At 49.1% G+C, this 14,057-nt stretch carries 13 protein-coding genes and 1 pseudogene; 13 read left to right on the forward strand and 1 reads right to left on the reverse strand.

Annotation, left to right across the window (positions count from 1 at the left end):
- Positions 1-274: 274 nt before the first annotated feature.
- The 4 genes from KXU80_RS23625 to KXU80_RS23640 all read left to right on the forward strand — a co-directional run bounded on the left by KXU80_RS23625 (position 275) and on the right by KXU80_RS23640 (position 4,729).
- Positions 275-1,462, forward strand: a complete 1,188-nt coding sequence (locus KXU80_RS23625) for an epoxide hydrolase family protein (RefSeq protein ID WP_219835569.1) — start codon at positions 275-277, stop codon at positions 1,460-1,462.
- 186 nt (positions 1,463-1,648) lie between these two features.
- Positions 1,649-2,647, forward strand: a complete 999-nt coding sequence (locus KXU80_RS23630) for a serine hydrolase domain-containing protein (RefSeq protein ID WP_219835570.1) — start codon at positions 1,649-1,651, stop codon at positions 2,645-2,647.
- Positions 2,648-2,964: 317 nt separating this feature from the next.
- Positions 2,965-3,732 (forward strand): class I SAM-dependent methyltransferase, encoded by a 768-nt coding sequence (locus KXU80_RS23635; protein ID WP_219835571.1) that lies wholly within the window; start codon positions 2,965-2,967, stop codon positions 3,730-3,732.
- A gap of 256 nt (positions 3,733-3,988) precedes the next feature.
- On the forward strand, positions 3,989-4,729 hold the full coding sequence (locus KXU80_RS23640) for a class I SAM-dependent methyltransferase (protein WP_219835572.1): 741 nt from the start codon (positions 3,989-3,991) through the stop codon (positions 4,727-4,729).
- A 120-nt stretch (positions 4,730-4,849) separates the two neighbouring features.
- On the opposite strand, the gene KXU80_RS23645 is transcribed toward KXU80_RS23640, so the two are convergent.
- Positions 4,850-5,716 carry a YusW family protein gene (locus KXU80_RS23645; RefSeq protein WP_219835573.1) on the reverse strand — a complete coding sequence of 289 codons (867 nt, stop codon included), beginning with the start codon at positions 5,714-5,716 and terminating at the stop codon, positions 4,850-4,852.
- 123 nt (positions 5,717-5,839) lie between these two features.
- Between KXU80_RS23645 and KXU80_RS23650 the strand changes: the two genes are divergently transcribed.
- The 9 genes and pseudogenes from KXU80_RS23650 to KXU80_RS28215 all read left to right on the forward strand — a co-directional run.
- A complete protein-coding gene (locus KXU80_RS23650) occupies positions 5,840-7,189 on the forward strand; it encodes an aminoglycoside phosphotransferase family protein (RefSeq protein WP_219835574.1) in 1,350 nt (449 codons plus the stop codon).
- A gap of 110 nt (positions 7,190-7,299) precedes the next feature.
- Entirely contained in the window at positions 7,300-8,154 is an 855-nt protein-coding gene (locus KXU80_RS23655) for a class I SAM-dependent methyltransferase (RefSeq protein ID WP_219835575.1), read from the forward strand.
- A gap of 4 nt (positions 8,155-8,158) precedes the next feature.
- The gene (locus KXU80_RS23660) at positions 8,159-8,968 is read left to right on the forward strand and encodes an HAD family hydrolase (protein WP_219835576.1); all 810 of its coding nucleotides are present in this window, start codon (positions 8,159-8,161) and stop codon (positions 8,966-8,968) included.
- A 118-nt stretch (positions 8,969-9,086) separates the two neighbouring features.
- Positions 9,087-9,989, forward strand: a complete 903-nt coding sequence (locus tag KXU80_RS23665) for an ABC transporter ATP-binding protein (RefSeq protein ID WP_219835577.1) — start codon at positions 9,087-9,089, stop codon at positions 9,987-9,989.
- Entirely contained in the window at positions 9,982-11,316 is a 1,335-nt protein-coding gene (locus KXU80_RS23670; RefSeq protein ID WP_219835578.1) for an ABC transporter permease, read from the forward strand. Before KXU80_RS23665 ends, KXU80_RS23670 begins: the two co-directional genes overlap by 8 nt.
- A gap of 105 nt (positions 11,317-11,421) precedes the next feature.
- Positions 11,422-11,976, forward strand: coding sequence for a sigma-70 family RNA polymerase sigma factor (locus KXU80_RS23675; protein ID WP_258171130.1), 555 nt, complete (start codon positions 11,422-11,424; stop codon positions 11,974-11,976).
- A gap of 4 nt (positions 11,977-11,980) precedes the next feature.
- The gene (locus KXU80_RS23680; RefSeq protein WP_219835580.1) at positions 11,981-12,661 is read left to right on the forward strand and encodes a DUF4367 domain-containing protein; all 681 of its coding nucleotides are present in this window, start codon (positions 11,981-11,983) and stop codon (positions 12,659-12,661) included.
- Between the two features lie 205 nt (positions 12,662-12,866).
- A complete protein-coding gene (locus KXU80_RS23685; protein WP_219835581.1) occupies positions 12,867-13,619 on the forward strand; it encodes an AAA family ATPase in 753 nt (250 codons plus the stop codon).
- A 59-nt stretch (positions 13,620-13,678) separates the two neighbouring features.
- Positions 13,679-14,056: pseudogene (locus KXU80_RS28215) on the forward strand (ankyrin repeat domain-containing protein); the annotation flags it as partial.
- Position 14,057 lies beyond the last annotated feature (1 nt).

A 14,057-nucleotide genomic window follows, 5' to 3' on the forward strand; every position in this document is an offset into this window, starting at 1 on the left:
TTTTACAACAGTCCATATTTGGAGTGAGACCTGTCCATGTTCAGCGATGCTGAAGAGGAGCTGTTAGCAGCTATTTCAAGCGATTTACTGCCTATGCGGCAAGCAGGTGCACCAATTTTTACCCATTGACGATTCTGGTTTCTGCCCTGTAACATTCGTCAGCGTAGTCACCGCCGATGCGTATCGCTGCAGATTTACGCCATGGCATTACAGATGGCTGCACTAGTCGACTAGTCCAGTAAAACTTAAACTTAGAAACAGGGAGACAAATAAGATGACACAAACAACTACTCAAGCAACTGCGATTCGCCCGTTCCACGTGAACGTTCCGGAAGAAGAAATTAACGAACTGAAACGCCGCATTAACGCAACCAGATGGCCGGATAAAGAAACGGTCTCGGACCGGTCGCAAGGCACGACGCTTGGAACGATGCAAGAGGTTGCTCGTTACTGGGCGAACGAATACGACTGGCGCAAAGTCGAAGCGAAAATAAACTCTTATCCGCATTTCCTTACCGAGATCGACGGTCTCGACATTCATTTCATTCATGTTCGTTCGAAGCATGAGAATGCGTTGCCAACGCTTATTGCTCACGGCTGGCCGGGTTCGATCGTCGAGCAATTGAAGCTGATCGAGCCGCTGACGAATCCGACGGCGCACGGCGGAACCGAAGCGGATGCTTTCCACGTCGTCATTCCGTCGATGCCTGGCTACGGGTATTCGGGCAAGCCGACCGCGAAAGGCTGGGGTCCTAAGCGGATCGCGCGCGCTTATGGCGAGCTGATGACTCGTCTTGGTTACGACAAATACGTAGCGCAGGGCGGCGACTGGGGCTCAATCGTCATCGACATGATGGGCGTGCAAGAGCCTAAAGGATTGATCGGTCTGCATACGAATATGGCGGGCGTCATTCCAGCCGACGTGGATGCCGCGCTCTGGTCCGGTAGCCCGGCGCCATCCGGTCTCTCGGAGGAAGAGAAGAAAGCGTTCGAGCAAGTTCGCGAAAATAAATTCTATTACGCCTTCATCATGGGAGACCGCCCGCAGTCGTTGACGGCACTTGCGGATTCGCCTGTCGGTTTGGCCGCCTTCATGATGGACCACGACTATAAGAGCCTAGCTATGAAATCTAGATCTTTTGCCGGTGTCAACGAAGGTCTATCGCGCGATGACGTTCTCGATAACATCTCGCATTTCTGGTTCACGAACTCTGCGATTTCCGCGGCTCGTCTCTACGGAGAGAACGATGTTTCCTTCTTCGCCGTCAAAGGCGTCAAACTCCCGGTTGGCGTCAGCGTATTCCCGGACGAGCTTTATGAAGCACCGAAGAGTTGGACAGAGAAGGCATATCCGAACCTGGTCCACTACAACAAGCTGCCTAAAGGCGGACACTTCGCGGGTTGGGAGCAGCCGGAGCACATCGTTTCCGAAGTTCGCGCGACGTTCAAGTCGCTGCGCTAATTCTCGGATCCATTTGAAAGTTCACGGGCTATCGTTTCTTGTCAAGATGCCCATTTCCAAGAAGAGAGGTCCAAGCGTGGACCTCTCTTCTTATATTTTGGTAATTTTTTAGAGTAAAACCATTTACATAAGAACATACATTCGGTATTCTATTGATGGATTTCCAGATGGAGGAGGAGATTGGTCTTGCATGTAAGCGCGGACATCGAAGTGAATCCCTTTGAAAATGTGAATCAATATGTCCTAGATATTAAGAATCAGACTTCATCGTCAGCAGCATCCGTGCTCATCATCCAAAATGGCGCCATCGTCAATGAATGGTATTCCGGCCGTCATGACGGGTCAGAGCATAGTCGTGTTGTGGATGCGAACTCACGGTTTAATGTAGCATCCGTTCGAAAAACATATCTCGGATTTGCGATCAGTCTAGCGCTTTATGAACGAAGAATTGAAAGCCTGGATGACGCTGCAGGTAAGTACCTTGACGATCTGGATGACGAACTGACGGGCGATGTAACTATTCGGCATTTATTGACACATACGCATGGGCTGTCTAGTGCGGGGACGAACATGTTCCCGGCAGGAAGCGATTGGAAATATAATAATGCAGGCGTCAATTTGCTTATACGCATGGTTCAGAACGTATTCGATCAACCTCTCGCCAAGGTCATTGAAGAGAGACTCCTTATGCCGTATGGATTATCGGAAACAGGCTGGAGGAAAGACAAAAGTGATCATCTCGTGTGGCTTAACGAAGCTTATTTGGGCGAGCAAGGCGACGAAGCCAATCTATTTGTAAGCACGAGGGACTTAGGTTTCTGGGGATACATCCATCTTACGAAGGGCTTCTATCGAGGCAGACAGATTTTACCTAGGCAGGTCTTCGAACAAGCAGCGAAAATCATTACTCCGCCGTCTCTTGATCAACGATTACCCCGGAACGGATTTTTTTGGCAGGTACAAGATAGTGAGGCACGGGCAGCGTCCGAGTTGGGCGAACAGCTTCCGGAGGGTTCCTATCAATCGCTCGGCTTTTATGGAAACGCGCTGCTAATTATTCCGGCATATAACGTTGCAGCAGTAAGAATGCTCAATCAAACAACAAGCAATCCCCCAGGTTACGATTATTTAGAAGACATACGGACTTTCGGCGATAGGGTTCTTGCATGCATCAAAAAAGTATAGCTCACAGGCCGTTTACGATAAGCTAATTGGCTATGGCTGGGCCATAGCCAATTACATAGGAACGGTCAGTCGCTGCCGAGGGCGTTCTCTGGAGTGGTGTGATAATCGGCCTTCAGCAGCAGCAGCGGAACGAGCTCTGTTCCCGATGGGTATCCGCCTGATCGCACTAATCCTGCATCGGCATTCAGTGTCTTCTCATTGAACTAACGGCAGTCACCTTTAATAGAAATTAACTATAACATAGATAGGACTTATATATTTTATATATAAGAATGCTTGAGTTACAATGAATTTACCAACTATTAGGGGATGATGTCATGAATTCAATTCATGTCTGGCAAACGGAACTCTACGATAAGAAAATGGATTATGTTTCTGAATTTGGTAAAGATGTGGTCGAAGTCTTAAGCCCAAAGAAGGGGGAGAGAATCTTTGATCTGGGTTGCGGCACAGGCGATTTGGCCTATCAGATATCGATAGCTGGTGCAACAGTTACAGGCATGGATTTATCCTCTCAGATGATTGACACCGCAAAGAAGAAATACCCTGAAATCAACTTTTATGTGGGCGACGCTGAGAGCTTCAAACTTGATCAACAAGTGGATGCGGTATTCTCAAACGCAGCCTTACACTGGATGAAGGAACCTAAACTGGTTATTAAATGCGTATGGGATGCATTAAAAACAGGCGGGAGGTTTGTCGCTGAATTTGGTGGTCAAGGCAATGTTGAGAAAGTAATTAAAGCAACGAGCCAAGTGCTTGATAGAGATTGTGGAATCGACGCATCAAGCTTGAACCCCTGGTACTTCCCAAGCCTTGCCCAGTACAGCACACTGCTAGAGCAACAAGGCTTTCGGGTTACTTATGCCGTTCATTTCAGTAGACCGACAAAGATGACAGATGGCGAAAATGGATTGAATATATGGCTAATGGGGTCGGCTGACGACTTCTTTAAAGGATTATCAATTCACGAAAAGAAGAAAGCAATTAATAAGATCGCAGCGGAAGCTAGTAAAGAGTTATTCAAAGATGGGGCTTGGTATATAGATTACAAGCGGCTTAGGGTTATGGCAATTAAAATTTAATTGAGCTCTCTCGGCACGATTTAGTTTTCTCGCGAATATTCGCTTATTCGCAGGATTTCGTGTATGCTGCAGGCCGTTACCTATGCCACAGGATGTGGCGGTCATGTCTGTGAGATCAAATGGATGCTGAATGGAGGATTTTAGGTGTTTGTTGAATGGTACATTATTTTCGGATCAATAGCGCAGTGTGTTCGTGTTCGATATGTATTGTTGAGATAACGCGCAAATCGAGATATACGTTTGGGAGGGCATCGGCATGGACAAGAACTCTGTATATAAAATAAACAGCTACTATTGGGATACAAAAGGAAATGACTTCTTAAGGGCAATCGTGCTCCCTTTTTATGGAGCATTTGTCTCAGAAGAGAAATGCCAGCTATTTGGCGATGTCTCAGGGAAAAAGATGCTGGAGATAGGCTGTGGAAACGGTCAATCCTTGCAATATCAGGGGGAACGCAAAGCATCTGAACTATGGGCTGTGGATATATCAGAAAAACAAATCGAAAAGGCCACGCAACATTTGAAGGCATGCGGTCTTTCAGCAAATTTGATCTGTTCTCCCATGGAAGAAGAATGTGGCATACCCGTGGATTATTTTGACTTTGTTTATTCGATTTATGCCATAGGCTGGACCACCGACCTTGAGGGTACTTTTTGCCGGATCGCTTCTTACCTTAAAAAAGACGGTGTATTTATTTTCAGTTGGTCTCACCCTATACACAAATGTGTTGTTACAGAAGATAATAGGCTTGCTTTTAAAAAAAATTATTTCGATGAATCTTGGTATTCGGTATCTCTTGATGAAGGTGAGCTAACATTATCGGACCGTAAACTATCAACCTATGTGAATGCGTTGGCAAAAGCGGGATTTGTAATTGAGCAAATGATTGAGCAATCTGATGATGAAATTATGCAATCGCGGGACGATAACAGCGATTTTGCAAAAAAAGCAAAGATGCTTCCTGTAACTTTTGTAGTGAAAGCAAGAAAACTATAGTTCACGTTAGCTAGATGGAAATAAATTGAAACTTTAAAGCCGATTCTTCATTTACAACTCCGTTCAAAAAAAACAAAGCCCTGATTAAGGGGCCTTGTTCTCTGTTTCTTAGGGCAATAATTAGTCCTCGTCTTCGTTACCATGGTTTTCATGGCCGTGATTTTCATGTTGACCGTGACCGCCGTCATGTACATCGTTATCATCTTCGTCCTCTTGCTTGCCGTCATGGTGGTCATCGTCCCGGTCACCGCGAGCGAATTTCTTTTCCTGCTTCTGCTTTGCGTGCTGTTCTTTATGAGCTTTTTGCCAAGCTTCTTGCAGCGCTTTTTTCTTAGCGATTAGCGCTTTTTTCTGCTCTTTTTGCGTTAGCTGCTCTTTATTTGCGAGTTGTTCCTTCTGGTCATCTTGATCTTTTTGCACGTTTTGAACGTTAGCATTGACGTCGTCATCATCTTTTTCTTGTTCATATTTCAACACTTCATGTCGATTCGTCAATTTGATTTCGATTTTGATTTCCATCTTGGCCGGTTCGACAGCAAAATGCTTGAACAGGGCATTCAATACTTGCTGCTTATTCATGTTTTCTTGCAATTTGACAGCATCCAGAAGCTGCTGGATAAATTGTGCCGCTTCGCTCCCGGTTAAGTGGTTTTCCTGATCCTGGCCGCGGTTAATTTCCACCTTGGACTCGACCTTCGCTTGTTCCCGTTCGAGCTCAATTTCAATCTTTAGGCCATTGCCTGACATTTTAATTTTTAAGTCTTTCAGCTGATCGAGCTTGATCGGTCCTTCACTTGAAGGCGGTTGAGCAGTCGCAGGCTTAGGCGTCGCTACAGCCTTTGGAGGGATAACGTATGTATCGCTTGCTTTAGTCGGTTTGTCCTCTGTTGTTGCGGACGAATCATGATCCGCGTAAGCGACGAATCCATAAGAAAGTATGATAGAGCATAGTGCACCGATTAGCATATAGGCAATTTTCTTCTTCAAAAATGGACCTCCTCAAATTTGCATGGTTGTTTTTTTGGTTCGTGGCAGCCATTATATGAATTCGTAGTAAGTCTGTTTTTTAGTCCGTACAAGGTTTTAATTCGACTCATAAGGAGGTTGACCATGAACAAGATTCATGACAATGAAGCTGAATCCGTTATTTACGGACTGCTCCGTAATCCCTCCACCGGCCAACTTCTGACGGTTAAGCATGAGACAAGCGTAGGTTGGCGCTTACCTGCAATATCTGTTAAGGGGCAAGTAGAACTCTCACCTGGCTTAGTAACGCGAGAGATGTCCCAACTGCTCGGACGGCCCGTCATAGCGTGCCGTTACGTATGGATTCAACCATTCAGTCATAGCGATGGGAATGAAGCGTTCTTCGAGTTAGAAAGCGTGGAGTCCTCCTATGGGGCTCTTAAGCACAATGAACAATGGACAGGCCCTGAAGTAATATCAGTAATCCAGCCGCACCACAGCGGAATCATTCATGATTACTTGTTAGAGGCGCAAAGCGAGGATGTACCGGAACTCCGACAGCCTTGGGAGCGTACCCGGTGGTACGCGAAGGCAGCGTCTTGGATCGAGAGTTCTCTTCGAGCAATCGGATTCCAGCTCACTGAACGTCCAGAACAGATAAAGTGGTGGAGCCTCTCCTGTGTGCTGCGGCTCACGACCACACACGGAATCGTATATTTCAAAACAAACGCCCAGCAGCCGCTATTCGCTCAGGAACCGGCATTTCTGACTTACTTGGCGGGAATATTTCCAAGTCGTGTCCCGATTATTCTGGCTTCTGAGCCTGTTAATGGATGGATGCTCCTTGCTGATGCGGGAGACAAATTAAACCGGGACAACGTGGAGAATAAAATAGAACTACTGCGTGCGTTCGGTGACATTCAACTTGAAATGGTATCCCGCATAGAAGAGTTAATCGAGCTGGGATGTGCGGACCGAAGGCCCGAGAAGCTCCTGTCCTTTGTTGAACCACTTGTAGAGGATAAGCTTGCCGTTTCTGAACTTACACCTGAAGAGCTCAGAGATCTTCGCGGGCACGTGCCTTTGATTATAGAAATGTGTAAACGAATATCCACATATGCGTTGCCATCTACACTCGTCCACGGTGATCTGCATATGGGAAATGCCGTAATCAGTAGCAAGGGAATTACCTTAATTGATTGGACGGATGCGTGCATCGCCCATCCCTTCATGGACATGTTCCTTATCTTTGACGAAAGCGATGAAACGCTGCGGACTGAGCTGCGAGACGCCTATTTGGGACTGTGGAGCGATTACGAGCCGATGCATCGTCTGCTGGAGCTATGGTCGCTCTGCGAGGTCGTGCATGCCATCCACCACGCAGTAAGCTACCAATCCATCTTGCATCACACGGAGAAAAGGTCTCGGGGCGAGTTGGGACCACCCACATTCTATCTTCGCAAGGCATTGCGCTTTCTTCGAGATCTTGAATGAAAACTGAATTGGTTATATAAAATTTCCATATAAGTCTATTCCTTTTATGTTAAAGCATGTATGTTTGAGTAAGCGGCCGCGGCGCTAATACGGTTGGGGAGATTTGAACCATGGAGTCCTATTACTGGGATCAACAGGTGGAGTATCTAAAGCAGTCGACCTCCTTGTATTACAACGATGACTATATCGAGTTTCTGGTCGATCGTGTGTGGAAGATTCATCGGCCGGTGAAAATCGTAGATTTTGGCTGCGGCTTTGGTCACTTAGGCCTCCGCCTGCTGCCTCTGCTCCCGGCTGGCTCGGAATATCTGGGAATCGACGCAGGGACTAAACTCATTGAGCATGCGAAGGCGTTATTTCGGGATTTACCGTATCGGACAACTTTTATTGCAGGGGATTTTCATAGCTTCAATATGGAAGCGAAATACGATTTGGCGGTTTGCCATGGTGTGCTGCTTCATATGGAGGATCCGACCTCCGTGTTGAAGAAAATGATCGATTGCGTGAAGAAGGACGGGAAGGTGATTGCGTTCGAGCCGCATTGGATTAGCAATAATGCGAGTTTCCACTTTGAGGGCATGGATCAGTCTGCTGTCCTTCCGCTCGGACAGTTGCAGGAATTGTTTGAACGGGATGTCAGGCGCACCGGAAAAGACGGCAATATCGGACTGAAGCTCCCGCTTTATTTTAACCGTTTGGGCTTAAGCAATGTGCAGTGCCGCATGAGTGATCGCGTTAATATATACGATCCTGCAGCGGCGGGAGAAGCGAGTATCTACGAGGCTATGAAGTTCAGTTCGCCAGGAGATCGGACAGCATTCATCCGGAGTCTGTTGGAGCGAGGCATGTCGGAAGAGGAAGCTGCTAGACAATACGACTGCGAACAATCGCTGGCGGAACGATTTACTCCGTCGACGGCGGCTGTATATGCGGCGGGTATGAAGATCACTTACGGTACGGTATAGCCTGATGCAGAGATCATTCAAGGAGAGGGATGACATCGAATACGCAGCAATCGTACTTGACCTGGACGGCACGTTTCTCAGCAGCAGTAAAACAGTTTCGAAGCGTAATCTTGAAGCGGTATTGAGATGCAAGGCAAACGGTATGAGGGTTATTGTAGCAACAGCGAGACCGCCGCGATCGGTTCGTATGCTGCTCCCGGCTGAAATGTTGGTTACTTGCTCATTCGTGTACTATAACGGAGCATTAGTTGAAGACATGGAAACCGGTTTTGAAAGACACTTTCCCATCGAGAAATCTACGACAGCGGCCATTTTGGATTACTGCTCCGCACATTTGCCGAATTGTGGGATCAGCCTTGAAGTTAGGGATGAATGGTTTGCTATTTCCGGGCCAATCGACGAAGAGGTATTTATGACACGTCACTTTCAACCGAAGGTGCATTCGAACGATGAGTTGAAGGCACTTGATGCTACCAAAATTCTGATTACCTATGTTGAAGACCCGGAGGAATTACGTCGTCATTTTGGGGAGCGAGTTCATTTTGTGGTAACGGACAAGGGAACGCTTATTCAGATCATGAATCGCATGTTAAGCAAGGCCAGCGGAGCAGCACTGCTTCTTCAACAATTTGGGGTCCCCTTATCCAAGGTCATGGTGTTTGGCGATGATTATAACGACCTAGAGCTATTTGAAATGCCGGTTCACAAAGTCGCTATGCATAATGCGGTCGACAGACTTAAAGAGTTGGCTGACCAAATTACCGATTCCAATGATAATGACGGTGTGGCGAAGGTGCTGGAGCAAATCTCGTAAAGGGACGGCGAGCTCTCAGCCCTTGCTTACGAGGATGCGACCTCATCGGCAGTATGACGTATAAGATCGTGTTAGGTATTATTTGGAACCTTTAAGAGTTAGCGGGAGGAGTTTTGCGATGAATGCTTTATCGCTGGAAGGGGTTTTCAAGCAGTACGGCGACAAGACGGCCGTGAACGGCATCAGCTTCGACGTTGCGCCAGGTGAGATTTATGGGCTGCTCGGCGCGAACGGCGCAGGCAAAACAACGACGATGCGCATGGTGCTCGGCCTTATTTACCCCGATGCGGGACAGATTCGCTACGACGGCAAGGCGTACGGCAAAGAACTGTTGAAGGGGCTAGGCTACCTGCCCGAAGAGCGGGGGCTATACCCGAAAGTGAAGGTTAGCGAGCAGATTCTATACCTCGCACAGCTTCGCGGCATGTCCCGAAGAGAAGCCGACAGCAGCCTGAAGCGCTGGCTGGATCGCTTCGGCGTACCGGAATACTACGGGAAACGGGTCGAGGAGCTGTCCAAAGGCAATCAGCAGAAAATCCAGTTTATCGCGGCGGTCATTCACAATCCGCGCATCGTGATCATGGACGAAGCGTTCAGCGGGCTGGACCCCGTCAACGTCGAGCTGCTGAAATCGACCGTGAAGGAGCTTCGCGACGCCGGTTCGTGCATTCTGTTCTCGACGCACCGGATGGAGCATGTCGAGGAACTGTGCCGCAACATTACGATTCTGCATCGCTCGAATCCCGTGCTGCAGGGCAATCTCAAGGCGATCAAGAAGCAGTTTCCGCGGGAGCGGGTCATTCTCGCGACGGACGGCGACGTGTCAGGAATCGAAGCGGTGGACGGCGTGCTTCAGGTCGCGCGGCATGAATACGGTTACGAGGTATTGATCAGCAGCGAGGCGGCGGGACGACCGATTTTGGAGCTGGCGCTGGCGCAAACCGGGGTAACACGCTTCGAGATCATGGAACCGACGTTGAACGAAATCTTTATTAAAACGGTGGGTGAGAATCATGAATAGCGGCTTCTGGACGGTCGTCGGCTTCACGGCGAAGAACAAGCTGAGAGGCAAGGCATTTCTCATTACAACGATCATTATCGCGGTTATTATGAGCATCGGCATTAATCTGCCTTATCTCATCTCGAAGTTCAGCGGCGAGGGCAAGCCGACGGCGGTCGGCTATACCGACAGTGCCGCCGGCCATACAAGCTCGCAGCTGTTTACGTCAACGCGCCTCGCGAACAGTCTCAATGAAATTTACGCCAAGCAGGAGAAGCCGGAGCTAAAGCTTGTTCCAATTGCGGATGCGGGCTCGGCGGAGGCGAACGAGCAGGCGTTGAAGCACGCCGTATCGACCGGCAGCATCGATGGTTATCTTGAATTTGCGCCTGACAAGGCGGGAGGGTTCCCGTCCGTCACCTATAAGTCCGAAAGCCTTATGGAAACGAAGGTTTCGCGTTCGCTCACGACATCGCTGCAGGTAGTGAAGATGGATGCCATCCTGAACGGCGGAGGCCTGAGCGATGAGCTCAAAGCTCTATTGGTTGCGCCGATCAAGCTGGACACTGTCCAAATTTCGGCAGTAGAAGGAGCTGGCTCTATCGGCCAAGGGAAAACGAAGGAGCAGCAGGGCATGGACATGGCGACGGTATACGTAATTATTTTCATGCTGTTCATGGCGATTATCATCAGCGGCCAAATGATTGCAAGCGAGATTACGGCGGAGAAAAGCTCGCGCGTCATGGAAATTCTCATTACGAGCGTAGCGCCGCTGAAAGCGATGTTCGGCAAAATCCTCGGTATGTTCCTCGTCGTGCTGACGCAGCTGGCCGTCTACATCCTGGTCATCGTCATCAATATGACCTTGCCGCAGAACGCTGACAAACTAAGCGAAATCGGCATCTCGCTGAACGCGATTGACCCGGTTCTGCTCGTATATGCCATCCTGTTCTTCTTGACCGGCTTCTTCCTGTTTGCGACGCTGTTCGCCGCGGTCGGTTCCATCGTCAGCCGAACCGAGGATCTCGGGCAGGCGGTGCTTCCGATTACGATGCTGTCGCTCGCAGGCTTTTACATCTGCATGTTCGGCGGCTTGAACAATCCCGGCTCCATGCTGATCAAGGTGTCGTCGTTCATTCCATTCTTCGCGCCTTACGCGATGGTCGTTCGGCTCGGTCTGTCCGATCCGCCGCTATGGCAGGTGTGGCTGTCAATTCTCGTCCTTGCCGTTACGATTCTGATCTGCGGCTGGCTCTCCGCGCGGATCTACCGCGCCGGTGTGCTCATGTACGGTAAGAAGCCTTCGATGAAGGAGCTTGTGAAGGCGATGCGTGCGTATAAGGCGTAGCGTGTTCATATCTGAATGAATAGTAGTAGTCCGTCCAACCTTAATACAGGTTGGACTTTTTTTTCGTGCCGTGAAGCGGATTTCGTACGAAGGGCGTCTAATAGGGTGGGGGTGGTATTTGTGAAGCCGGCCGGCTCAACAAACAAGGAACCTTTTGCGAAAGAACCCGATCAGGTGCTTGAGCAGCTGATGGATCGTTTCGGCGCGATCGTCCTGCGTACGGCTTATTTCTATACGGGAGATCGGCACCTTGCCGAGGATATCAGCCAAGATGTCTTCCTGCGCGCATATCGAAAATGGACATCGTTTCGAGGTGACAGCTCCGTCCAGACGTGGCTTACAACAATCACAATCAATATATGCCGAGACAAAATGGGTGTACGAATGTTCACGGAACGGCCGACGGACCCGATTCACATGGATCGGGGGCGAACGGTCAGCGTCGAGGACGAGGCGATCGAACGCATGGAGAAGAGCGAAGTGCTGCGGCATTTGCTCAGCTTGCCGTTACCGTATCAGGAAGTGATCTACTTGTATTATTACCTGGAACTGAGCACACGGGAGATCGCGCAAGCGACGTCGTCTCCCGAGGGAACCGTGCGCAACCGGCTGCACCGTGCGCGCGAGGCGCTCGCTCGGGAAATGAAGAAGGAGGAATAGACAAATGTCGGACATGAATGATAGGCTGCAGGGTCGTCTGCGGCAAGAGTTGGATGAGGTATTGTTTGCCTCACTGGAACTGAGCGAACAGACGAAGGGGGAGATCAGAAAACGGGCGGCCACCGCGAATGCGAGCCGGCGTCGCATCTTCCCGAAATCGTGGATGACGGGAGCGGCGTCAGCGGCCGCAGTCATTCTGATAATCGCAGGCTGCTTGATTTTTGGGCAGCCGAACGTTCCGGCTCCTGGCGGCAATCCAAGCGGCAGCGTGACTCCGGGCGGCGTCTCCGGTACGGAGCTGTCCCAGTTAATTACGACTCCGCTTAGCACCGCGGAAGAAGCGAAAGCGGCATTTGGAGCGGGTCTGCTTATCCCGCGCGTCTTGCCGGAGGGCTACGCGCTTTCGGAGATCGCGTCGACGGGGATGAAGGATCAGCCCGTCAGGGACATGGTGTTCACGTACACGTCGGGGGAGAAAGCGATCACGTTCATGGCGAGCCGTGCTGCGGCCTCTTTCCCCGCGGACCTGTTCACGGCGACGAAGGTGAACGGCGAAGACGGCTTCGTGTTCGAGCAGGAGACGTTCACCGAGCTGTATTGGACGGAGAACGGCATCCAATTCGCCGTGACAGGGCCGATTTCGGCTGAAGAAGCGATGAGGGTCGCCGAATCGGTCAGTGATTGATTTCCCTTGTCGGATGGGAAGATCAACGAAACATGAAAAGCCGCATCATTTGCGGCTTTTTGTTCTTTTATCTGCTAATAGGGGAGCTATACGGAATTCAACGCAATGCGGTGTCATGTGATTATAATTACCGTTATTTGTATGTTAAAATTGAAGGAAGTAACCATATTCTCGGTAAAATTAGACGGAAACGGAGTGTTAAGAAATGAATAAGCATAACGCCTACTTAAGGCAAATTCAGCTTAAGAGAACGTTAATTCCCTCTTACAATTCCTATCCGTTTAATTTAGGGGTAATTAAAAGCCTCAATCAGCTTGATTTCCACCCGAAAGTAACGTACATCGTTGGCGAGAACGGGATGGGAAAATCGACGTTAATGGAATCCATTGCCGTAGCATGGGGGTTCAATCCTGAGGGCGGCACGATCAACTTTTCCTTTTCGACGAAAGCTACACATTCTGACTTATTTGAATACATCCAATTGATAAAAGGTCATCAACGTCCCAAGGATGGTTTCTTTTTTAGAGCCGAAAGTTATTATAATCTGGCTTCAAACATAGATGATCTCGATCGTCAATTTTCATTTGGTCCACCACTTAAAGATTCTTACGGCGGCAAATCCTTGCACGAACAATCGCACGGCGAGTCGTTTTTCTCCGCATTCGTACATCGTTTTGGAGGCAAAGGACTGTATATTCTGGATGAACCCGAAGCCGCATTGTCTCCTCTGCGCCAAATGGCGATGCTTACTCGAATCCATGAATTGGTTCAACAAAACTCCCAGTTTATTATTTCAACGCATTCCCCCATTCTTATGGCCTATCCGGAATCGATTATTTACAATCTGAAGCCAGAGGGTATCGAAATCTGTTCGCTTGAGGAAACCGATCATTACTTGATTACGAGAGAGTTTATCAATAATAAGGAAAAGATGCTTAACCAGTTATTTGAAGACTAAACGCTGCCAAGCAAGCAAAGTTAACCATGCTTGTTACGATTAGGATCGGGGGAATCGATATGTCAAAGGAACCGCTCAAGCCTGAGCTCGTCAGAGCGTTTGTTGCGTCTGCTCATGGGGATCTCGATAAAGTGAAAGAATTAGTGGTACTAGAGCCGGGTCTTCTTCACGCAGCGATGAACTGGGGATCGGGTGATTGGGAGACTGCACTCGGAGCCGCCTCTCATGTTGGCCGCCGGGATATTGCAGAATGGCTGCTGGAGCAAGGCGCGCGCATGGATATTTTTGCTGCTGCTATGTTGGGTGAAATCGATCTTGTACGAACGTATATTGATCGTTATCCTTTCATGCTTCAGGCGAAAGGGCCGCATGGCATCCCGCTGCTTCAGCATGCGATAATGGGTGGGGAACAAGCGAAGGAAGTCGTCGATTATTTGA

The organism is Paenibacillus sp. R14(2021) (genome assembly GCF_019431355.1).
GTDB lineage: Bacteria > Bacillota > Bacilli > Paenibacillales > Paenibacillaceae > Paenibacillus_Z.

Coding starts and splice junctions, on each gene's coding strand:
- KXU80_RS23625 (WP_219835569.1), top strand. CDS start 275: ATGACACAAACAACTACTCAAGCAACTGCGATTCGCCCGTTCCACGTG.
- KXU80_RS23635 (WP_219835571.1), top strand. CDS start 2,965: ATGAATTCAATTCATGTCTGGCAAACGGAACTCTACGATAAGAAAATG.
- KXU80_RS23640 (WP_219835572.1), top strand. CDS start 3,989: ATGGACAAGAACTCTGTATATAAAATAAACAGCTACTATTGGGATACA.
- KXU80_RS23650 (WP_219835574.1), top strand. CDS start 5,840: ATGAACAAGATTCATGACAATGAAGCTGAATCCGTTATTTACGGACTG.
- KXU80_RS23655 (WP_219835575.1), top strand. CDS start 7,300: ATGGAGTCCTATTACTGGGATCAACAGGTGGAGTATCTAAAGCAGTCG.
- KXU80_RS23660 (WP_219835576.1), top strand. CDS start 8,159: ATGCAGAGATCATTCAAGGAGAGGGATGACATCGAATACGCAGCAATC.
- KXU80_RS23665 (WP_219835577.1), top strand. CDS start 9,087: ATGAATGCTTTATCGCTGGAAGGGGTTTTCAAGCAGTACGGCGACAAG.
- KXU80_RS23670 (WP_219835578.1), top strand. CDS start 9,982: ATGAATAGCGGCTTCTGGACGGTCGTCGGCTTCACGGCGAAGAACAAG.
- KXU80_RS23680 (WP_219835580.1), top strand. CDS start 11,981: ATGTCGGACATGAATGATAGGCTGCAGGGTCGTCTGCGGCAAGAGTTG.
- KXU80_RS23685 (WP_219835581.1), top strand. CDS start 12,867: ATGAATAAGCATAACGCCTACTTAAGGCAAATTCAGCTTAAGAGAACG.